Genomic DNA, 20393 nt, shown 5'->3' on the forward strand with positions numbered 1-20393 from the left:
CAGATGGCCAATGCGGTGCGCTCGATCTTCACTGATCTCTCGTAGGTGTTCAGGCCCTGTTACCAATCTGCTGCTCGGCTTCGTCGCGGAGCTGCTGGGGCGCGGCCTTACCGAAGGGCTGGCCGAGGACGCGGCGGGCGGCTTCCTGTCGGGCGATGCCGAGCACCTGGGCCAGGCCGTCGAGCGTGTCGACCGGCTCGCCGTTGGGGTAGCGGACGTCCCAGCGGCGGGTGCGCAGCCAGTCCTCGTTCAGGTGCTGCCGGTCGGTCGGGGGTGTTCCGGTGGTCATGCTGCATCCTCACACGAGCTGCGGCGGGCGGTCCGGAGGGAGTCAGCGTTCGAGGTGCCAGGCGAGGCAGCAGCGGCAGTTGACGGTCTGTCCGGGCGGGGCAGTCGGGTCTCCGGGGTGGCGCAGCAGGTCGTCTCCGACGGTGAAGGGCTGGCCGACGGGCTGGGTCTGGCCGTCGGCGGCGTCGTGGTCGGGCCGGGTGTGGCCGTCGTCGTGGGCGACCCACCTGCGGACGAGGCCAACTCGGGCGCTGGCGGTGGCGGCTTGGTCGCGGGCGCTTTCGACGGTGGCGGTGGCGAGGCGGCCGGCGGCGGTGCTGGCCCAGGTGGCGAGGGAGCGGCCCCAGCTGCGGGCGGTGTCGGTGATGCCGGGCAGGGCCTTGTCGTCGCGGTCGGCTTCGGTGATCTGTTCGGCGAGGGCGTGGGCCTGGTGGGCGAGCGAGTCGGCGAGCAGCGGGGCGAGTAGGGGCCAGACGGCGACCGGGGTGCTGGTGGTGCCGATGGTGGTGTGCAGGTCGTCGGCGGCTGCGTCGGCGGCCTGTTCGATGAGCGGCTGGAGGGCTTGGGCGGCTTCCTGCTGCCAGGTGGCGGCGTCGACGATCTGCTCGGCGGGTAGCTGCTTGGCACCGGCGCGCGGGTCGGTGTGCCCGCGGTCGTCCCAGTGGCGGGTGCCCTTGCGGTGCTGTGGGGAGTTGAGCCGGGCGACGGTCCGCTCGGTCCAGCGGGTGGCGAGGGCTTGGAGGGTGTCGTCCAGGCGGGCGCGCAGGGCGTCGGCGGCGGCGGCGTCGAGCGGCAGGTCGGTGCCGGGCCCGAGTGCCTTGGCGGCCTTCGGCGGTGCCGCTTCGAGGGCGGGGGCGTCGGCGGCGCTGGCGGGGAGTGCGGTGCGCCCGGCGGGCACCCACAGGGCCCGGGTCTGGGGGGGTGTCCTCGATCTCGTCGGCGTATCCGGCGAGTTCGGCGTAGGAGCGGATCGAGCGGACGCCGGCGGCGACTTCTTCGCGGGCTTCGGTCAGGCGCTTGCTGCGGGGCTCGCGCAGCACATCGATGTCGGAGGTGTCGAAGTAGACCTCGTTATCCTCTCCGGCGTCGTCCTGGAAGGCGTCGGCGATCAGCCGCAGGTGCGGCGGCATCGTGATCTCCCAGAACGTCGTCTTCTCGGCGCGGGCGTTGTCGAAGGTGCGGCCGGAGGCGTTGCCGAGCTGGGATTCCGGGACGCCGAACGCCGCGAGAAGTTCGACCTTGGAGGTGGCGGCGACGGTCTCGTACGCCATGTCCCGGGGCGAGAGAGAGGTGTCGGTGACGGTGACGGCGCCGCCGCTGAGGACCGTCCAGCCCCCGGCCGCGGAGGGCCCTGTGGCGAACTTCGAGCGGAGCAAGCGCAGTTCGGCGTCGTCCATGTCGCCGTCGATGCCGATGACGCCGCCGGGCCGGGCGTCGTTGTTGACGAAGCTCAGGTTGTAGTGGCGGGTGTAGAAGTCGAGGTCGGCGCTGAGGCCGGCGGCCTCCAGTGGGGTGATGCCGCTGTACGGGTCGAGCGGGTGGGGGTTGCGAATCCACCGGACCTTCTCGACGTCGAGGTTGCGCAGTTCGCCGGTGACGGTGACGGTCTCGAAGTGGGAGATCAGGTCGTTGCCGGTGGACGGCACCGGGCGGGTGCGGCCGGGCGGCAGCAGGTCGATGCACAGCAGGTCGCCCCCGCGGCTGAAGGTGGGCTCCAGGAAGACGCCGCGCTTGGAGAGCAGCAGTTGCATGCTGACGCGCTTCTTGAGCGTCCAGGCACCCTCGGCGGGGTTGGCCCGGACGTTCATCGCCCGGTAGAGCGGGTGGGCGTCGTGGGGCGGCAGCGGCTCGTCGGAGGTGCCGCCGCGCGGCCGGACCCGCAGCGGCCGGTCGGCGGCGTGGTTGGAGATCGTGTCGACGGCCTTGTAGATCCACACCGCCCGCTCCATGCCGTCGCGCACGGCCCGGTCGACGGACCAGGGGCGGGCCCGGTCGACGCCCGCGGGCGTCCAGCCCGGGGAGAAGTCCGCGAGAGACTTCACGGTCGGGACGGGGCGGCGCAGGGTGGGGAACCAGCGGCGGGGCATGGGGCTCCTACTCCTCGTCGGTCTGGCCGAGGGCGGCGGCACTGCCGAGCGCCGACAGGCTGGTGCAGGCGATGCCGAGGCGTACGTCGGTGGCGTAGGCGGCGGCGTTGAGGCCGAGGGTGCCGAGGGCGAGCAGCACGAGCGCGGCAACGTCGCGCACCCGCTGCTGGTTCGGGTACGCGACGTCGCCGGTCAGGTGGGCCTGGTTCCTGCTGGGTGTGGTCACGGCAGGCAGGCTAGGCAGAACGCGGGTTAGCGTCCCGGCGGCTGCTGGCGCATCCGGTTGTTCGGGTCACGCGGGTCTGGCTTGCGGAAGTTGTCCGCTGCTGCGGCCTGGTGGGGGTGCTCGGCTGTGGGACGGCGCTTGCGGGTGCCGATCGGGCCGCCGTGGAGCATCGGGTCGGTGCCGGCGCAGGGCTGCTCGCTGACCTCGTCGTAGGGGCGGCGGCAGCGGATGCACATGACGTCCGCGCTCTGGATCTTGGTGGCGGCCGGGACGCGGTAGACCCCGCGGCGGCGGGCGTAGGCGGCCCCCTGGGTGTCCACGGGGACGTAGGCGGCGATCACCCACTCGTGGACGGTGTCGGGGTTGGGGGTGTTGTCGGTCGTCGGGTTCGTCGTAGTCATGCTGCACTCCCCTCGCCGACGGGCGCGCTGTCGGTGCGCCGGTGGCAAGCAGCGGTAGATCGTCTTTCTGTTTCTGTGGTGTGGACCCGGCGGTGTGGTGCGGGTCTCGACCGGGACGCGGGGTGCTCGCCTCGCGTGTGGCCCTCGGGTGGTGCTCGAAGGGGCGGGTGTTCTCAGCAGGAGGGTGCAGCGGGTCTGCCCAGGGCGAGGACGGCGGCCTCCAGGTCCCACTGGCGTTCGTCTATGCCGGGGAGGATCCGCGCGTCGTTGACTTGCGGGGGCAGCGCGCTGGCGCTGAGGTGGGCTACTTCCGTGCCGGTGTTGGCGACGGGGCCGATCACTCCGAGGAGCGCGTCGCAGACGGCCCGGGCGTGGAGGTCGCCTGCGGCGGGGCCGATGACGACCGTGGTGCCGGCGGAGTCGTGCACCGGGGTGTGGTGGCAGATGACTCCGTGCTCGCGGGCAAGGGCGCTGGTGTCCTCGCTGACCGACGTGTACGAGAGGTGAAACCAATGGGTTCCGGCACGGAGGCTGTTGAGCGTGCCGGTGGCCGGGTTGGTGAGCGCTTCGTGGAGTTCGTCGGGGTCCTCGACGAGGGTCAGCAGGACGCTGGCGCCGACTGCCGCTTCTCGCGGCGTCGGTCATCGTGATATCCCGGTGATCTCCCCTCCGTTGATGCCCCAGGTGTGAACTGGGCGGCGCGTCGCGGCGATTCGCCGGGCGATTCGCAATCCGCGCTGGCTTGATCCGAGCACGGCAAAAGTCTTCAACTCCCCCTCCATTCCTGGCACTACATGCCGGGGAATCCCCCCAAGATCGACCGTAGATGGCAGCCGCCGCGATCGGAATCTGCTCAATGCACAGGGGTCGTATCACCACTGCACATCGAGTACTAACAGTGCGCGACCTCGGCCCGTCCAGGTTCATGGCGTTCACGGACTGCAGCAACCCAGAGTGACCAGGGTCAACCTCGATACTCACCCAGAGAGACGCTCTGATGATGCACCAGCAACCACAAATCACCCGATACTATTCATGAATGAGCAGCTTTGACCGGTTCGCGCCGTCCGATGGAAGGACGGTTTCCAGAGAACCGCACGAGAGCCCGAGACGCGTACTTCACTGGAAGTTACCGCGCACTCGGGCTCGCGTCTTACTGTCTGCAACTCCGCCGGTGAGCAGACGGGCGATTCCCCGAAGCCCGCCAAGGGTTGGCGCTCAGCCGCGACGAAGTGGAATCGGCAGGTCGAACTGGATCGCCACCGCCAGTACCACGTCGTAGACGTCGGCGGCATGGCCAAGCAGGTCCCGCTGCAGGTGGACGGTCGCCGCCCTCAGCCGCTTGCGGGCGGTCTGCTGGTGGACGCCGAGCGCGGCAGCCATCCTCGCGGTGTCGCCGTCGGCGAGCACCCATTCCTTCACCGATTCGGCCAAATCCGCGGGCAGGGGGCTCAGGAGGTCGTTCAGCCACGCCTGGGCCTCTGGGCCCGCCAGGTAGTGCCCAAGGTCGTCCACCTCCTCCACCGGCGGCAGCCCTTCGTGTGGGCCCTCCAGCCCGAACGCTTCAAGGGCTACAGCGGCTACGGCGCGGTGGCGGATGCTGTCGAGGTCGAGGCCGAGGATGGGGGCGGCCGCCCTGACTCGGCTGGCGATCGTGTTGCGGTGGGCGCCGATCAGCTCGGCTGCCTCCCGCACCGAGGTGTGCAGGGCGAGGTTGAGGGCCTGGAGCAGCAGGTCCCGCTCGGGGGCCGGCTCCGCCAAGAGTGGGCCGAGCACCACACGAGACCATCCCGGCTGGAGGTGGTTGAGCAGCTCGGGCAGCCGCCCGCGCTGGTCGTAGACCGCGATACGGCTGCGGTCCAGCCGGGCGCTGGTGAGCGCGCGGAGAGCGTGCCGGTACATCTGGTCTGTCTCGGCGATCGGCCGGATGTCGCTCTTGCCGAGGTAGCGGCGGGGCTGCTCGGCGACCAGGGCGTGCAGGGCGTCGGCGACCCCGCCGTCCTCGTCGTGGGCGGCGCACGGCTGTGGCGCGACCACGAGAACGTGCTCGGCGAAATCTGTGCACGGATTGACAAGTGCGAGGGCTCCGACCCGGCGCTGGCACTCCTCCAGAAGGTCGTCACGGTCGTCGGGCCGCCCCTCCAGGACGTAGAGGCGGGCAACGGGGTGCTGGAACTGGCCTGCCGGGTGGAGGCTGGCCGCGACCTTCCCGGCAGTGTCCGCCTCGCCGGACATGAGCAGCTGCAGGATGGCCGCGCGCAGCGCCGCGCCTGCGGCGTGCTGGCTGTGCTGGCGGGCCTTGACGTCCTCGACCAGGAGGTGCAGGGCGAGCAGGTCGACGGTCCGGTTGATGACCTGGTTGACGGTCCGGTCGAACGGGGAGTCCCTGGCGAGGACGAGGACGGCCCGCGGCTGCCCGCTGCCGACGGCAAGCAGGCGCTTTCGGGTGCCGTTCTCCTCGAAGGCCGCCGATTCGAGGGCTCCGGAGGCGATCTGCTGGATCGTGTCGGCCAGCGCGGGCAGGGTGCGGGCAGCGAGCTGCGGGGCAGCGGCCAGCAGGGAGGAATCGTTGCCGATCAGGGCGACGCGGATGCCGGCCTGGATGGCCAGCCAGCGCACGATGCGGGCGATCTGTCGGCCGTCTTCTGCCTGGCGTAGCTGGCTGGCGAGCCAGTCCCGCCATCCGACGGCCAGGCGCTGCCCCTCCGCTCGCTCGCGCCTGACTGCTTCCGCGACGTCGGCCCACGAGGTTGCGGCGGGAACGGTCAGCAGCGGCACCCGTAGGGCCTTGAGCTCGGCGACGAGGGCAGGGGGCACGTCGCCGTTGTCGGTGGCGACGGCCAGCGCCGCCACGCCGACAGCAGCGGCTCGGCGGGCGAGCTGGTCGAGGGGCGTGTCGGTCCACTCCTGCAGGTCGGCGACGGCGAGGCTCTGGGTCAGGCCCTCGCGTCCGGGGGTGCGGTCTCCGGGGCGCAGGGGCCAGACCGCGTCGATCCTTCGAGAGAGGCAATTTGGGGAGGTGTCGGGAAATTTGACCAGGCCGATTTCCGGCAGCCTGGTAAGACGCGCAAGCGATGGCATCTGCCCCCCTATTGCTGAATCAGCGCGCGTGTTGGCAGAGCCCGGACATTCCTGTAGTCCGAACGTCCCCCCGCAGGGCTCGGATGGTCGCACCCAGGGAGCGAATCCAATCCGCGCCCTAACTCACCTGTCAACATCAATATTTTGACGGTTGATTACCCATCAATCCGCATGATCCCTAATGCCGGAATTTGCCGATGAACCGTCAGGAAATTACGCGCACGCGCCGTCGCGAGACGTGGGGCTCGTAGAGAGCGAGCAGGATGGCCTCTGCCCGGTCCGGCGAGCTCACGCCTCGTCGCCGAAGGGACTTCTTGGACTCGATGACGGTCCGACCGGCCGAGTTGGTTTCAAGTTTCGGCGCCGACATCTGGGCCTGGGTACGGCGGTCGCCGCGCAGCCGCAGCGCACCCTGCGCATTGGGGGAGAGCAGGGACCGCATCGCCAGCCACATCTCGTCGCGCTTGGTTCCCGGGCGCAGCGTCGCGGCCTTGTCGTCCCGGCCCGTCCCCTCGCTGGCGAGCACCGCGACGATCTCGGCGGAGTGGAGTCCCTCGCGCCGCCATGCCTCCAGCAGGCCGGCCACTCCCCAGCCGAGGCCAACGCCGTCGATCTTGACCCGGATCGGTGCCGTGCTGCCGAGCGCGGCGGCCAGGCGTTGGGCGGCGGTGATCTCGCGCAGGACGACTCCGGCAACGACAACCGGGTCCGCGTTCTCCTGGCCGGCGGTGCTGTGGCGCAGTTCCACGAGGTCTCCGACGGAGCGGGCGATCACGAACTCGTCGCCGCCGTCTGCCGCAACGTCGACGCCGAGCCTGATCCAGGCTCCTCGCTTGACGCGGTTGGGGCTGGTCTCGCCGTCCAGGCCGAGGGTGTTGAGGGGGGTGTAGTCGGGGCCGTCCGATTCGGGGCTGTCGGTGGCGCGTTCGACCCAGGAGGCGGGGATGGCGCGGGCCTGCCCGCCGCGCGGGAAGCGGGCGTGGACCTTGGCCTGGACGAACGGGGCGTCCTCGCCGTGGTCGCGGATCGTGTCGTCCACCCACTGGCGGTCTACGAGGTGGGTGGCGAGCAGGTGCGCGGGGGCCTGGGCTGGGCAGGCCCGGCAGCGGCGGGTGCGCTCGCCGGACAGCAGCGGGGTGTCGTAGACGCTGATCGGCAGGACGAGGACGGCGGGGTCGTTGCAGGTCTGCTCGAACCAGCTTCCCTCGTCGTCGGTCGGGGGGTTGCCGATCAGCAGGGCGCGGGTGTGTTCGCCGGTGAGGACGCCGCGCATCGCGGCGCCGATGATCCGGCCGATGCCGCCGGCCTCGTCCACGATGAACATCAGCCGCGGGGCGTGGATGCCCTGGACGGCCGCCTCGTCGTGGTCGGGGGCGGAGAAGCCGTAGGCGACCACGACGTCCGAGCCGTGGTGGTCGGGCATCTTCCACTGGATGACGCCGACTTCGCCGGGCAGGCATGCGCGGGCGACGACCTGGCGGATGTGGGGCCACATCTGCCGCTGGACCTGGCGGGCGCGGGTGGCGGCGGTGACGGTCAGCGCGGTGCCGGGCGGGTGGACGACGGAGGACCAGACGGCGACCCGCGCGGCGATGTGGGTCTTGCCGGAGCCGAAGCAGGAGGGGACGGCGACGCGGCGGTTGTCGACGAGGGCTTCGAGGATGTCGCGTTGGCGGCTCCACTGGCTCTCGCCGAGGACGTCTTCTACGAAGCCGACCGGGTCGTCGGCCCACAGGGCGTAGGGGGTGCCGGCCTCGGTGGTGGCGGCGGCGAGGACTTCCGCCCAGTCGGTGGTGTCGAGGGTGGCGTAGAAGCGGCGGCGGACGGCGGGGGTGGTGTCGGCGAGTTCGGCGTAGAGGCGGCGGCCGAGCTTGCCCGGGCGGCGGGCGGCGACCGCGGGCAGTGGCCTGTTCACGCTTCTCCCCGGGGTGTCGGTGTCGCTCGGTGGGTCAGGGTGCCCCGGCTCCTGCGCGGTGTCGCGTCGAAGATTTATTTATCTTGGCCTATTTTCTACACCTAGGTCTATTTCCCTGCGAGGCTGGTACCGCCAGCCGGGGACCGCGAACCCCCGGCCCTACCCGAGGAGACCTCAACGATGGCCCTGACCAACCGGGTGACCGCCCGTCACGCCGCTGTCGCCTTCGCCCTGACCACCGCCTTCACGAGCGGCATGATCGTCAGCACCCGCTCGGCGACCGCCCCGGCCGCCCCGGCGACCGCACCCCTGAACACCCCGGCGCTGCCCGCCCCGGCCGTCGCCGACACCGCCCTGGCCCCCGCCACCCTCTCCACCGCCCCGGTCGTCCCGGCCCCGGCGGCGGCCACCGTGACCCCGGTGCCCACCACGACCGTTCAGCCCGCCTCGATCCCGACCCTGGAACCCGCCCCGGCCGTCACCGTCACGGTCTCGGTGACGGTGACCGCCACGACGACCGAGGTCGTCACCGCCCCGACCGTCACCGCCCCCGCACCCAGCCCCTCCGCCACCGTGACCCTGCTGCCCGAGCCGAACCCGGCCCCGAGCGGCCCCCGCAGCCCGCAGCCGACTCACTGCCCCCACCCACCGGGGCCCCTCCCCCGGAGGGGCCCCGGTCCGGCAGGGACAGCACCCACCCCCGGGCGGTCTTCGACGCCACCACGCCGAGCTGCTGCCGGGCACGCTGCACCGTACGCGGCGCGAGGCCGGCCGCGACCGCCGCCGCCAGGACCTCCCGGGTGGGCACCGGACCGGCCGCCAGCAAGCTGCACAGTAGATCCCGGGCATTCGTGCTCGCCGGACGCCGCCGGCGCACGTCCGCCCAGGCGAGGGCCTGGCCGCTCCCGTGCGGGAACCGGCTGTTCCACACCACTGGCCGGTGGCCCGGTGCCTGGAACTGCAGGCCGCCCATCACCGTCCAGTGGCTGGTGTGCACCGGCACCAGCGCCAGCGCGCCGCCGGCTCCGGCGACGACCAGGTGGACCGCGGCCGCCATCGAGGGCTGGGCGGCCTCCTGCGCGCGGTAGGCGGCCATCCAGCCCGCTCGCTTCGAGGCCTCCCGCACCGCCAGGACGGCCGTGCCGAGGCGGGCCGCCACGTCCGCCAGCGAGCGCAGCGCCTGGCCGACTGGCATCCGGTAGGGGCACAGCGACAGCAGGTCCAGCACCACCAGGTCCGGGCCGCGCTCGCGCAGGAGCTGTTCGAGGCGGTCGGCGTCGGCAGGCAGGCGCAGCCCTCGCTGTCCGCCGCGCCCGCCCAGTACCTCGGCGACCTCGATCCGGTCGGCGCCCGGGCCGGAGACCGCCAGCAGCTGCGTCATCCGCTGGGCGTTCTGCGGCGAAGCGAGCGCCAGGACGCTGCGGGCCTGCCGGTGCTGCTGGCCGTCGGGGAGGGTGCCGCCCTGCGCGATCCGCGCGGCCACGTCGAGGGCGACCACCAGGGCGCTGGTGCCGTCCTCCCCGTCGATCACGGTCACCCCGGCCGCGGGCACGTACCCGGGCCAGATCCAGCCCGGCCCGTCCTCGCACGCCGGCGGCGCGACGACGACGTTCTCCGGACCCAGCCGCAGGGCCGCCGCCACGTCCTGCGGGTCGCAGTCGCCGCCGAGGCAATCCAGCTCCACGCGGCCGTCTCCGGCGGCGAGCACCAGGAGGGAGCCCTGCCGGTCGTCGTGCACCGGGCAGCGGGCGAGCCACCCTCCCTCGGTCGGCCGGACGTTGCCCCAGCCGCGCAGCGCCGACAGCACCGCCCCGTACTCCTGCACCACGCGCCCTTCCTCGTCGTCCACTTCTCCCCGGCCGCACCGCGACCTGCGGCATTCTCGGGCCGCACACTGTCAAGACGCCCGACGGCGGCCAGGGTTGTGCCGCACGGCCTCGGCAGTGCACGTGGCCACATGCGGCAGGTGCAGCCGCTCATACGGCAGCAGTGGCAGCTCCGCCGTCGGCCGCCGGGAGCGAATGGTGCCCACGCCGTCCCGGTAGACCGCGGTGCTGCCCATCGCGCAGGGGTTCGCGTCGACGGCCAGCCGCGCCCCGGAGACGGTGATGGTCCAGTGCACCGGGGTCCCGCAGCGCCGACACTGCGGCAGGCCCTGCTGCGGCAGGACGCTCATCCTTCACCTGCCCGCGGGCCGTCGGCGGCGAGCAGCGCAGCGACCACCCGCCAGCCGAACTGGGCGACGGCAAGGGCCTGGCCGTGGTCGGCGATCACCGTCAGCACGTCCACCGGGTCGGGCTGGCGGTCGCGCCCGCCCGGCAGGGCGGCCATCAGGGGGTGCCGGCCGGGCATCGCCGCGGTGCGCGGTGCGCGGCCTCCGGGCCGGGCCGGGACGAGCGTCAGCGGCCTCGCCTCCGGCATGGGCTCCTGGTCCTGCGCGATCTCGTCCTCGATCGCGGCGAAGCGCTCGGCGACGCTGACCCCGGCGGCGTCGCTCGCGCCCCGGCGGCCGGGTCCACGACGCTCGCTGCGCGCTGGGGAGGGCCGGGTCGCGCCGGGGCACTCGCGCTGCTCCCGCACCCACTTGCGCCACAGGGCCTGCCAGTTGGCGCCGAGCGTCGCCCGGCCCCGGTGCCAGTCCGCGAACGCCGCGGTCACCACCGCCAGCCCGTCGGGTCCGCCGAGGCGGTCGGCGTGGCCCTCGGCCGCCGCCCACGCCAGCCCTGCCGCGTCCGGGGCGAAGTTGTCGGGCAGGGGATGGCGGCGTGCCGCCCCCCACCTACCTTCACCTTCACCACCCACACCAGCCCCCTCCCTGCGGGAGGGGAGGGCAGGGGCCGGGCGCACGCGAGGATCCTGCCTGTCCCCCGGGGACTCGCCTTCCTGGCCTGGGTGTTCGCCGTCAGCGGGGTCCGGGTCCGAGGCCGGATCGGGTTCGGAATCGGGCTCGTCGCCGCGCTGACGGCGCTTCTTCGCCGCTGCGCGCCGCCGTCGCTCCTCCACCTGGCGGCGGCTCGGGTTGGCCTCGAGGTAGCCGTGCATCACGTACTCGCCCTCGCCTGGCTGCGGGCAGGTGCCGCAGTGGTGGCCGGTCTCGTGCCACAGGCCCGCGGCAAGGAGCTTGGCGATCTGGGTGGCGGTGCCGTTCTTCGCGGCGAGCGCTGCCGGGATCAGCCCGTCGGTGAGGTGGGCGCTCGCGTAGGCACCGCAGCGCACCCACAGCCCGACGGCGGCGTTCCCGGCGGCGAGGATCTTCGGGTGGTCGTCGGTGGTGTCGCCGACGGCGAACCAGGTCATGCCGCTCTCCTACCAAGGTGGGGCGCCGGGGTCGCGGTCCGGCGCGGCGTTCGGGGACGGGGCGGTCAGGCGGCCGTGTCGGTGGCGTCGAGGCCGAGCAGGGCGCGCAGCTTGGCGGTGGGCACCAGCAGGCGGCGGCCGACCGTGATCGTCGGGATCTCCCCGCGGCGGGCCGCGTTGTAGCTTGCCGCGCGCTCAAGGCCGAACAGTCGGCCGGCCTCGGGCACAGTCATCGTCGGACGGACCTGCGGATCGGGAAGGGCCGGTGCGGCGGTCGTGGTCTCCATGCCCCGAACCTTGGCCCGCAGTGCGGGTTACCGTCCCGCCGTCCACCCCCGGCCCGCACCGTCCCGACGGGCTCTCCACCCGGCCCCGTTGGTACAGCGGGGGCCACATTCGTGCAGCTCATAGGTAATGCATGCCGGAAATGGCATTCTTGAGCGACCTGGGTACCGACCGGAGCCCGAGGCCCCAGCGCAGCGAACTTCCCCTGCGGGTCGAGGTGTTGGCTCCATCTCCGTCCTCCCCCGTCCGCACCAGCGACGGGCGACACCGGGCCCGTCCACGCTCGGCGCGACCCAAGCCCAACGAGGACCGTACGGTCACGCCAACTCCCCCACCACCAAAGCCATCTGTGCCCTGGCCGGCACGGATTTGGTGACTGTGGGCGTGCCCTGACCGTCGCCCGACCTACGGGCCTGGACATCGATTGGCAACCATGAACACGTACGCCCTGCTACCCCGACAGGTGGTCTGCCGATGAGCAACAGCACTGGAGCTGGACGGGTCTACCGCCGGTGCACCTGCCGGGAACCCGTGCTCGACCAGGACGGCCAGCCCGTCCTGAATGCGTACGGCAAGCCGAAAAAGCGTGAACTCGGCTCGCGCTGCCCGAAGCTCAAGGGAAAGAAAGCGCACGGAAGTTGGTGGTACTTCCTTGAGCTCGATCCGAATCCGGACGGCACCCGCAACCGGGAGCGCAAGGGCGGGTTCGAGGACCAGGAGAAGGCCCAAGAGGCTCTGAGGAAGGTGATCGGGAAGGTCGACCGCAAGGAGGTGATCGACCACCGGACCACCGTCGGCGAGTACCTGACGAACTGGCTGGAGCGGCGCAAGACGCTGGAGCCGACCACCGTCAGCTCCTACGAGAGCCACATACGGATCTACCTGATCCCCGCGCTCGGCCGCATCAAGTTGGAGGACCTGACTGCCGAGCCGATCGCCGACATGTTCGACGCGATCCAGGCCCGTAACGTCGTCATCGCGTACGAGCTGGCGCTGATCGCCCAGGCCCGCGCCGAGCACGCCGAGTGGAAGAGGCTCTACGGCCGCAAGCCCGGTCGGCCAAAGCGCAACGCCCCGCCGCCGCCGGTCCCGGAGCCGGAGATCCCGAAGCGGCAGCCTCACCGGCAGATGCGGATCGTCGAACCGGCGACGATGCACCGCATCCGGGCGACGCTGCGCTCCGCGCTGACCACAGCGGTCAAGTCCGGCAAGATCAGCCGGAACTGGGCGAGCCTGGTGGAGCTGCCGACGAGCAAACGGCCGAAGGCGCGGTTGTGGACTCCGGAGCGGATCGCGGAGTGGGAGCGCACCGGCGAGAAGCCGTCGAAGGTGATGGTGTGGACGCCCGAGCAGGCCGGCCGATTCCTCGATGGCGTCGACAAGGACTGGCTGCGCGCGTTCTGGCACCTGGCGATCTTCCGGGGGCTGCGCCGGGGCGAAGGCGCGGGCTTCGAGTGGCCGAAGGCCAGCCTGGAGACCGCGGTCATCACCGTCGACTGGCAGGTCGTCACGGTGAAGGGCAAGCCCCTGGAGAAGAAGCCGAAGGGGGACTCCGAGCGGACGATCGCGCTCGACAGCCACACCCTCCAAGAGCTGCGCGACCACCGCAACCGCATGTCCGAGGCCCGGCGGGAGGCCGCCGAGACCGGAGAGCCCTGGCCGGTGACCACGAAGGTGTTCGTCCGCGAGGAGGGCACCGAGATCAACCCGGACTACCTCACCGACCGCTTCGATCTGCTGTGCGCCAAGCTCGGCCTGCCGCCGGTCCGCCTGCACGACCTGCGCCACCTCGCGGCAACCCTGCTGCTGGGCGCGGGAGCGGACCTCAAGGTCGTGCAAGAGGTGCTCGGGCACTCCACGATCGTGCTGACCGCCGACACCTACACCTCGGTGCTGCCCTCCCTCGACCGGGAGAGCGCGGAGAAGGCCGCCGCCCTGGTGCCGATGAAGTCCCGCGCCGCCAGCAGCGCACCGCTGGTCTACTTGCTCACCCTCGGCGGGATCGAAGTCGCCCTGACCTCCACCGAGGACGCGCAGGCCCTCGTCGACCTGTGGAACGACGCCGTCTCGCGCGAGGACTCCGGGCTGGTCGAGGCAGCCGTCGAGATGCCGAAGCGGCGTACCCGCTGGTCCGGCCGGGGACGGTTGTGGGACCGGCAGCCCCGACACGGCGAGGTCTACTCCCTCGCGGCCGGCCTCGACCGCCGCACCGGCGCGACCCTCTACGAACTGCCGCTCCGCCAGCAGCAGACGTTCGAGTTCGAGTCCGAGCAGTACACCGACCAGGCTGCCGTCGGATCGGTGGAGCTGCGGCACGGTCTGCGCGGCATCGTGGAAGTCGCGGCCCGTGGGACGGACGAGGTGGCGGTGCAGGGGGCGTTCCGGGAGGCGCTGGAACGGGCCGTCCAGCTCCGCCCGTCGGCCGAGCGCAGCGCCGAGGATGAAGGCCGAGCAGCGGCGTAGTGGGTGCCGGGGCCGCGCTACGGCCCCGGCACCGGTCACCGGTGCTGCAGCCACCAGACAATCCAGCTGCAGGCGGTGCTGCCGAGGAATCGGACCGCACCGCCTGCCGCTTCCATCGCAAGTCTGCGCGCCCGCGGCCGCCGGCGGGCGAACCGCTTGGCGGGCACGGCTGCCGTGCTGGCGGTCACGGGCGAGGTAGAGGTCAACTTGTTGCTCATCAAGGTCTCCTGGGGTCTGAGGTAGCGACGGTCGGGCCTTCGGCACCGCCGTACTCAGCACACCAAGGGCGCACCACCTGGAATCGACGTGACCTCGGGGGGTTCTACGGTTGAGGCAGTTCAGAAGATCGTTCCATCCATCGCTCGCAGGGAATTGCCCTGCTTGGGCAGCGTGGCCACCGTTTCCTCCAGGCGACCTGACAGCAATCAGGTGCAGTACGTCACGGAAACCCGTCTCAGCAGTTGGACCGCCCCAGTCCTACCATCCCAACACCCACTCCTGGGACAAGACTGTGACGATGTATCAACTCTGCTGCCGGGCAAGCCTCGTTGGCGTACATGCTCTAGGATTGGCGCCCCCACGTGTCATCGAGCGGAGGATCGGCCGTGACAGCACCCGGCGATGAGCGCACCACCCCTGGCGGGAACCCCGGGGCCGCAGAAAACTCTCCAGCAGAGCCCGCACGCCCCAAGAAATTCCTAGACCGACTCGACAACACCCAAAAGGTAATTACAGGAATCACTGGATGCGTTTTGGCCCTTGGCGCACTTTGGGGCGGCCTGAAAACTTTTGGATCCGAGGATAAAAAAGAATCTTCCTCCACTTCTTCCGCCGCCCCTCAACCGAGTCAAACACTCCCCCCTCCGCAGCCCGGCGGGAAAAACTCCCCCGAACCCGTAGTCCAGGCGACACCCTCAGTCCAAGCATCTGCATCGGCCACCTACACACTGGCCTACGAGAACAAAACGCTCGGCCTGCAGGTACCGAGCAACCTGGACACCTCTACGCTCGACCTGGATGCGCGAGAGTCGCTCACTTACACCGAATCAGAAATGAACGAACTGGAGACTAAAGCGAAAGAGAGCAATAAGCTATCACCCATTGAAATCGCATATCGAAATCCCGTATGGGGATACCTATTCACTGAGTCGAAGTACGCTGGGATCGCCGACAGCGACGCAGAAATCAAGTCGGTAGATGACTGTCGCGAGCTAGCCAGGTCGGGAGGCTTCAAGGAAGCGGAAATGGCGGAATGGAAGGTGAAGGTAGGGAGCACCATCTGCCTGATCACCGACCAGGGCAGTGTAGCAGAAGCAAAAATCACCAAGCTACAGGGTGGGGATAGCAAAAGTTATGCTTCGCCGCCCAATCGAATCGAATTCTCGGCAACCCTATGGAAAAAGGGATAGCGCTAAGCGCCTACAAATCTTCTACCACATTTGCACCGAAGGGGAATTTCGGTATGCGATGCCCGTCTCCTTTGGTGGATAATTTTTGAAAATAGGTGTGCAGTACCAATGGTAAGGACCCAGCCCAGCGGGGCTGACCAGCGGCTGATCCGTCTCGCGGCCGACCGCAAAGTGGACGTCTCCGCCCGGCAGCTCGAACGCTGGCGGGCCCGCCCTCACCCAGTGCTGCCACCGAACCCGCGGGTCTTCCCCGGGCGGCCCGTCGGCGGCAGCTCCTCGACTTCCGACGACGGGCTGGCCGATCTGGTGGTCTGGCTCGGGCAGCACAGCCGCCCTGGCGTCGATCCGCTCAATCTCGCGCTTCGTGCGTTCGAGGACGGCCTGCCGGTTCCGGAGCCGACGGTGCGCGAGGCGTTCGCCCGGCCCGTCATCCGGTTCGCGGCGAAGGTCACCGAACGGCTCGGGCCCGCGCCCGAGGACGGGAACCTCCAGGACTGGGTGGGCGACCGTGCCGACGCGATCGTCCAGGAGGGCACTGGTCGGCGCGGCGGGGTGAGTCGGCGGATCCGCTCGATCGACAAGCAACTGCGACAGCACCCGACGCTTGCCGAAGGGTGGCGTACCGCCGAAGAGATGGACCCGGGCCGCACAGACTCCGAGCCGCTGGACAGCATGGGCCAACTCTTCTACGCGGTGGAGGCCGTGGTGGGCGGCGTCGGCGAGGTCGGCCCGGACGCGATCGCCAGGATGGCCCGGTCTCAGGCCGGCCGCGGGGTGCCGCAGTGGGGCGCGCACCTGATGGAGAACGATCCAGCCGACATCGATGCCGCGTTCCGCAGCGGCCCCGCGCACCGGCTACCGGGCCTGCCCGCCGAGTCCGCGTTGAACTGGATCGTGACCATCGCCCGCGAGTCCCCGCTGGAGCGTTTGCGTCTCGGCTGGGACACGGCAGGCGCGATGGCGCTCTGGGCCCGGAACTTGTGCGCCCGGGTCGAGCAGGAGCTCGCTGCCGGGCAGCTGGGAGAGGGCTCCATCGAGTGGGCCTTGGGGCAGGTCTTCGGCTTCGGCCGGATGTGCCTGATCAGGGGGCTCTCGGAGCCGGAGCCGAGTCCCACCCAGCAGGCAGAAACGGCGCTGATGCTGATCGGGATCTCCGACGGCCTCAACCGGACGCTCGCCGGGATCGGCCCTGCCGAGCTTGAGGTGCTGCGGCAGATCACACCGCCGTTCCTGACCGACCTGTTCGCACTTCCGCCGGAGCGGGTAGCAGGCGAGACGGCCGAGGCCGACGAGCGAGAGGACCCCTAACCGGGCCAAGGTCAGGCGCCGAGGAAGCCGGCCAGCAGCTCCCCCAGGAGGCGGGCGGCGATCCGGACAGCACCCGACGGTCGGGTTGCTGAAGGGAGTGCTGCTGGCCGCCGGTGTGCCGGACGGCGGACGCGGGGTCGTCCTGTCCGCCGTGCCGCCCGGGTGCTCGCACTGCCCATCTTCGCCTGCCTCTCGGAGAGCCGCTGACCGCGGCCGGTGGCAGGACTGTGCCCGATCAGCAGGTGCTTCGGGGTACGCCGACCGCAGCCTGTGGATAACCGGGGGTCGGCATTTGATCACCCGTTCGGCGGGCATGGGGAGGGGCGTGCGGGCACTGGCGACATGCCCGAGGGGTTCCCTCGCCGGTGCCCGCCCTGGTGGTGCGCCGGGGTCCTCAGGGGGTCGTGAGCACCCGGTCTGCACGGTGGAGGAAGTCGGCGACCTGCGGCTTGCTGCGTACCGGGGCGAGGGCGTCGGTGAGGGCGCGCAGGTAGGCAAGGCTGCGGGTGGAGTGGAGGTTGGTGAGGATCGTCAGGGCCTGTTCGCCGGCGGCGAGGCCGGGTTCGAGGTCGTGCTGCTGGAGGTGGGCGGTGGCGATGATGGTGTGGCGGATGCCGACGGCGCGGGTGAAGGCGTCGGCGGGCATGGCTGTGGCCTGGCGCTCCCAGGCGAGGGTGCATTCGGGCTGGCCGAGGTCGCGGTAGATCTCGGCGGCGTCGGCGGCGACGCGGGCGTGGGTGAGGTAGGCGAGCCAGTCAGGATCGTCGGGGTCCTGGTCGGCGGCTTCGACCAGTTGTTCGCAGCGGGCGAGGGCGGCCTCCGCGTCCCGGGTGTTGCCGGCGCGGCCGTGGGCGCGGGCCTCGGCGAGCTTGGCGAACGCCAGGACGCGGGCGGGTGCCCGTCCGGCGCGCTCGAATGCGCCTTCGGCCATGTCGGCGGCCTCGGTCGTGTAGCCGCACAAGAAGGTGTGCAGGCTCATGGTGGCCAGCACGTAGGAGCCGATGGCGGGGTCGCCGCTGGCACGGGCCAGGCGCAGGGCCTGGACGAAGTGCTGTTGGGCACTGGCGTGGCGGCCCATGTCGACGTCGGCCCAGGCCGCGATGCGGGCGAGTTCGGCGGTGGCGGCGAACAGTTGGCTGCCGATCGCCTCGGTGAACTGGCCCTGCAGGAGGGGGGCGGCGCGCTGGGCGAGGCAGTCGGTGACCATGCTGGCCCGCCAGTTGCCACCGCCGTACTTGGAGTCCCAGCGGCGGGCTTCGTCGGCGGCCTGGTGGAGTTCGGCAAGGTCGGCGGTGCCGACCCGGCGGGCACCGTCGCTGCGGGCGAGCGGCGGATCGGCGGGCTTGGTGAGCCAGCGGGTGACGGGGGCCCCGTACGCCGCCAGGGCGAACGGGGCGGCGGCGGTGAACTGACGGCGGTCCACGGTGCTCCAGTACTCGGCCGAGAGGTGCAGCGCCTCGTGAGGGCCCTTGGGGAAATTCAAGCCCTCGACGGGGGCGGGCGCTGGCGAAGCGCCGAACCCCATCTCTTCGAGTGACACCGGGCGGCCCAGACGCTCCCCCAGCGCGGCGGCCAGCAGGGGCAGCACCTCCTTGTCGGGGCGCATGCCGCGCTCGGTCCAGTTCTGGATGGAGGTGTGGGTGTAGGAGCGGGAGAGGCCGGCGGAGGCGGCCAGCCGGTTGACGCGCAGGGCGAGCGCGGCGCGGCTGCAACCGGCCACCTCGATGAGCTGGGCGAGCTGCTGGTTGGGCTGGTGGGTACGGCGCTGCGCCATGGGCGATCCTCTGGAATCCGCTGGGATTGCAAGGCAGCCCGGGGCGGCACGGAGAGCCGCCGTCTCACCCGGGGCCGTCGAGCCTAGTGCGAACGCCCGTGCCATGGGCAGGTTTTGTGGTCGTGAGCCCCCCGTGTGAGCCCTGCCCGCACGCACCGTACGGGTGTTCCCTTGGCTCTACACCGCATCGGCCCCGGTCAGGGATCTGCCGGTGCCGTTCTCCGCCGTCGTGGTGTCACGTCGCCACGCGGCCAAGCCGTTTCCCGATCGTCCCTGCGGGCAACGCCTGCCGTCCCCGAACGAGGTGAGCCGTGAGCAGTCCCCCCGACCTCTTCAAGGACCCACCGCCGCGCCGCAAGGCCAGTCTCGCACTGGCCACGTGCGACGGCCTGATCGTAGTGATCCGCCGGACGTACTGGGGCCCGATCTCCGAGTGGGGCCTGCCCGGTGGCAGCGCGGCGGCGAACACCACCGCCCGCGACGCGCTGACGCTGGCCCTGCACGACAAGCTCGGCTGGCGCGTCACCCCGGGCCGGCTGCTGGCCGCCGACGACGCGCCCGGCACCGAGCGGGCCCCGGAGGGCACCAACTGGGTTTACCACGTCGCCGTGGAGCCCGGGACGCCCACCACGCCCGCAGGCGGCTACGCGGAGCTGCGCTGGGTGAGCCCCGAGGAGGCGTGCGCGCTGGCCGTCAACCACGAGCGGCTGCGGATCGAGGGGTGCGTCCGCGCGCTAGCTGGCGGCCGTTTCCGGGAACTGCTGCTCGGTATCCCCACCACCTACCCCGACTACCCCGCCGCCCTGATGGCGCGAGACGGAGGCTGACATGTTCTTCCCCTTCCCGTGATCGAGCAGCTGACGGGCAACCAGGTCGCCCTGTGGAAGGAGCACTTCGCCGGAGACGGCCACGAGCGGCGCCGCAACGTCGAGGAGGGCATCTGGCGGCGCACCCAGGACCCGCGCAACGCGCAGCAGTCCGGGTGGAGCGAGGACAGCGAGGGCCGCCGCCGGGTGGTGCACTACCGCTACGAGTACGACCTCGACCACACCTTCCCGGTGCCGCGCCTGGTGATGTCGAACCTGTACCTCGCGGTGTCGTTCACCGCGCCCGCACAGGAGATCGCCCAGTGGCGTACGAACATCGACGGCTGGCTGACGGAAGGCAACTGGCGCCCCAAGGAGGGGGTGTGGGCGAAGGGCGACCTGCGGTTCTCCCTCCAGGAGTGGGACGAGCACCCGCAGGACGAGCGCGCCGGGCACGCCACCCCGGCCGGATTCCGGTCGCTGGACGTCCTGTTCGTCACCGACGAGCACACCCTGCCGCGGGCGGTGCGCAACCTGCCCTGGGACGTCTTGGCGGGCGGGATGCGCGTCAAGCAGCAGCGCGGCAACCCGGCCTACGCCGAGGACCTAGACGAGTAGTTCCGAAGTCGGTCAGTGGTCGTAGGCGATCAGGGAGCGGGTGACGGGTCGGCCGGTGGTTCGGTTGTGCCAGATCGCGCACGTCATCGCGAGCAGTCGCTGGCCGACCCGGGCGCCGAGGCCCTCGATGGTGCGGCCGCCGTGCTGTTCGAGGCCGAGTTGGCCCTTGAGGGTGTCGTTGACGGACTCGATCAGCTGCCGGACCGACTTCAGCAGCCCTTCCCCGGGGCGTGGGGTCCGGTTGCGGTAGGAGGGCCGCAGCAGCGTGATGCCGTGCTGGTCGAGGAAACGGTCGAGTTCGGCGGAGACGTAACCCTTGTCGGCGAGGATCAGCAGACCCGGCCGCTCGCGGGCCAGCTCCGGTTCGGTCTCGATGAGGGCGGCCAGGACCTCGCGCTCGTCGACCTTGGGACTGGCCAGGGCCCAGGTGACGGG

The 20393-nt window shown here is 71.2% G+C and carries 19 protein-coding genes and 2 pseudogenes; 5 read left to right on the plus strand and 16 right to left on the minus strand.

The features are described from left to right. Nucleotides 1-49: 49 nt before the first annotated feature. From ACFUEL_RS04225 to ACFUEL_RS04285, 13 genes and pseudogenes are all read right to left on the minus strand, one after another. Complete coding sequence (locus ACFUEL_RS04225; protein WP_380234426.1) at nt 50-289, minus strand: hypothetical protein; 240 nt, start codon at nt 287-289, stop codon at nt 50-52. A gap of 42 nt (nt 290-331) precedes the next feature. Continuing rightward, complete coding sequence (locus tag ACFUEL_RS04230; RefSeq protein WP_380234427.1) at nt 332-1186, minus strand: phage minor head protein; 855 nt, start codon at nt 1184-1186, stop codon at nt 332-334. Nucleotides 1187-1322: 136 nt separating this feature from the next. Next, nucleotides 1323-2375, minus strand: a pseudogene (locus tag ACFUEL_RS04235) (phage portal protein); the annotation flags it as partial. Nucleotides 2376-2382: 7 nt separating this feature from the next. Continuing rightward, nucleotides 2383-2601 (minus strand): hypothetical protein, encoded by a 219-nt coding sequence (locus ACFUEL_RS04240; RefSeq protein WP_380234428.1) that lies wholly within the window; start codon nt 2599-2601, stop codon nt 2383-2385. Between the two features lie 26 nt (nt 2602-2627). Further along, nucleotides 2628-3002: a hypothetical protein gene (locus ACFUEL_RS04245; RefSeq protein WP_380234429.1), complete on the minus strand. Its 375-nt coding sequence runs from the start codon at nt 3000-3002 to the stop codon at nt 2628-2630. A gap of 173 nt (nt 3003-3175) precedes the next feature. Further along, nucleotides 3176-3430, minus strand: a complete 255-nt coding sequence (locus ACFUEL_RS04250) for a hypothetical protein (RefSeq protein WP_380234430.1) — start codon at nt 3428-3430, stop codon at nt 3176-3178. Nucleotides 3431-4220: 790 nt separating this feature from the next. Further along, on the minus strand, nt 4221-6083 hold the full coding sequence (locus tag ACFUEL_RS04255; protein WP_380234431.1) for a helix-turn-helix domain-containing protein: 1863 nt from the start codon (nt 6081-6083) through the stop codon (nt 4221-4223). Nucleotides 6084-6288: 205 nt separating this feature from the next. Continuing rightward, nucleotides 6289-7998, minus strand: coding sequence for a DEAD/DEAH box helicase family protein (locus ACFUEL_RS04260; protein ID WP_380234432.1), 1710 nt, complete (start codon nt 7996-7998; stop codon nt 6289-6291). A gap of 209 nt (nt 7999-8207) precedes the next feature. Further along, on the minus strand, nt 8208-8429 hold the full coding sequence (locus tag ACFUEL_RS04265; RefSeq protein ID WP_380234433.1) for a hypothetical protein: 222 nt from the start codon (nt 8427-8429) through the stop codon (nt 8208-8210). Between the two features lie 110 nt (nt 8430-8539). Continuing rightward, nucleotides 8540-9847, minus strand: coding sequence for an AAA family ATPase (locus ACFUEL_RS04270; RefSeq protein WP_380234435.1), 1308 nt, complete (start codon nt 9845-9847; stop codon nt 8540-8542). Between the two features lie 48 nt (nt 9848-9895). Then, entirely contained in the window at nt 9896-10174 is a 279-nt protein-coding gene (locus tag ACFUEL_RS04275; RefSeq protein WP_380234436.1) for a hypothetical protein, read from the minus strand. Further along, nucleotides 10171-11295, minus strand: a complete 1125-nt coding sequence (locus ACFUEL_RS04280; protein WP_380234437.1) for a hypothetical protein — start codon at nt 11293-11295, stop codon at nt 10171-10173. The genes ACFUEL_RS04275 and ACFUEL_RS04280 overlap by 4 nt, the downstream gene beginning before the upstream one ends. A 65-nt stretch (nt 11296-11360) precedes the next feature. Further along, the gene (locus ACFUEL_RS04285; protein WP_380234438.1) at nt 11361-11582 is read right to left on the minus strand and encodes a helix-turn-helix domain-containing protein; all 222 of its coding nucleotides are present in this window, start codon (nt 11580-11582) and stop codon (nt 11361-11363) included. Nucleotides 11583-12054: 472 nt separating this feature from the next. Between ACFUEL_RS04285 and ACFUEL_RS04290 the strand changes: the two genes are divergently transcribed. Continuing rightward, a complete protein-coding gene (locus ACFUEL_RS04290) occupies nt 12055-14043 on the plus strand; it encodes a tyrosine-type recombinase/integrase (RefSeq protein WP_380234439.1) in 1989 nt (662 codons plus the stop codon). Nucleotides 14044-14078: 35 nt separating this feature from the next. Here ACFUEL_RS04290 and ACFUEL_RS04295 read toward each other — a convergent pair whose 3' ends face one another. After that, complete coding sequence (locus tag ACFUEL_RS04295) at nt 14079-14261, minus strand: hypothetical protein (protein WP_380234440.1); 183 nt, start codon at nt 14259-14261, stop codon at nt 14079-14081. A gap of 387 nt (nt 14262-14648) precedes the next feature. On the opposite strand from ACFUEL_RS04295, the gene ACFUEL_RS04300 reads away from it, so the two are divergent. Together ACFUEL_RS04300 and ACFUEL_RS04305 are read left to right on the plus strand one after the other, a co-directional pair. Next, nucleotides 14649-15452, plus strand: a complete 804-nt coding sequence (locus ACFUEL_RS04300) for a hypothetical protein (protein WP_380234441.1) — start codon at nt 14649-14651, stop codon at nt 15450-15452. A 222-nt stretch (nt 15453-15674) separates the two neighbouring features. Beyond that, nucleotides 15675-16760 (plus strand): hypothetical protein, encoded by a 1086-nt coding sequence (locus ACFUEL_RS04305; RefSeq protein WP_380234442.1) that lies wholly within the window; start codon nt 15675-15677, stop codon nt 16758-16760. Between the two features lie 394 nt (nt 16761-17154). Here the strand turns inward: ACFUEL_RS04305 and ACFUEL_RS04310 are convergent, their stop codons facing one another. Continuing rightward, on the minus strand, nt 17155-18534 hold the full coding sequence (locus tag ACFUEL_RS04310; protein WP_380234443.1) for a sporulation protein: 1380 nt from the start codon (nt 18532-18534) through the stop codon (nt 17155-17157). 311 nt (nt 18535-18845) lie between these two features. Between ACFUEL_RS04310 and ACFUEL_RS04315 the strand changes: the two genes are divergently transcribed. Both ACFUEL_RS04315 and ACFUEL_RS04320 read left to right on the plus strand, forming a co-directional pair. Beyond that, complete coding sequence (locus ACFUEL_RS04315; protein ID WP_380234444.1) at nt 18846-19361, plus strand: NUDIX domain-containing protein; 516 nt, start codon at nt 18846-18848, stop codon at nt 19359-19361. 18 nt (nt 19362-19379) lie between these two features. Then, nucleotides 19380-19958, plus strand: coding sequence for a hypothetical protein (locus ACFUEL_RS04320; protein ID WP_380234445.1), 579 nt, complete (start codon nt 19380-19382; stop codon nt 19956-19958). A gap of 12 nt (nt 19959-19970) precedes the next feature. Here ACFUEL_RS04320 and ACFUEL_RS04325 read toward each other — a convergent pair. Beyond that, nucleotides 19971-20393, minus strand: a pseudogene (locus ACFUEL_RS04325) (IS982 family transposase); the annotation flags it as partial.

This window comes from Kitasatospora sp. NPDC057198 (assembly GCF_042670125.1).
In the GTDB taxonomy this organism is placed as follows: domain Bacteria; phylum Actinomycetota; class Actinomycetes; order Streptomycetales; family Streptomycetaceae; genus Kitasatospora.

What these genes read in the sequence shown, in the direction of transcription:
- ACFUEL_RS04290 (WP_380234439.1), top strand. Translation starts at nt 12,055, where the DNA reads ATGAGCAACAGCACTGGAGCTGGACGGGTCTACCGCCGGTGCACCTGC.
- ACFUEL_RS04245 (WP_380234429.1), bottom strand. Translation starts at nt 3,002, where the DNA reads ATGACTACGACGAACCCGACGACCGACAACACCCCCAACCCCGACACC.
- ACFUEL_RS04285 (WP_380234438.1), bottom strand. Translation starts at nt 11,582, where the DNA reads ATGGAGACCACGACCGCCGCACCGGCCCTTCCCGATCCGCAGGTCCGT.
- ACFUEL_RS04310 (WP_380234443.1), bottom strand. Translation starts at nt 18,534, where the DNA reads ATGGCGCAGCGCCGTACCCACCAGCCCAACCAGCAGCTCGCCCAGCTC.
- ACFUEL_RS04275 (WP_380234436.1), bottom strand. Translation starts at nt 10,174, where the DNA reads ATGAGCGTCCTGCCGCAGCAGGGCCTGCCGCAGTGTCGGCGCTGCGGG.
- ACFUEL_RS04255 (WP_380234431.1), bottom strand. Translation starts at nt 6,083, where the DNA reads ATGCCATCGCTTGCGCGTCTTACCAGGCTGCCGGAAATCGGCCTGGTC.
- ACFUEL_RS04280 (WP_380234437.1), bottom strand. Translation starts at nt 11,295, where the DNA reads ATGACCTGGTTCGCCGTCGGCGACACCACCGACGACCACCCGAAGATC.
- ACFUEL_RS04225 (WP_380234426.1), bottom strand. Translation starts at nt 289, where the DNA reads ATGACCACCGGAACACCCCCGACCGACCGGCAGCACCTGAACGAGGAC.
- ACFUEL_RS04295 (WP_380234440.1), bottom strand. Translation starts at nt 14,261, where the DNA reads ATGAGCAACAAGTTGACCTCTACCTCGCCCGTGACCGCCAGCACGGCA.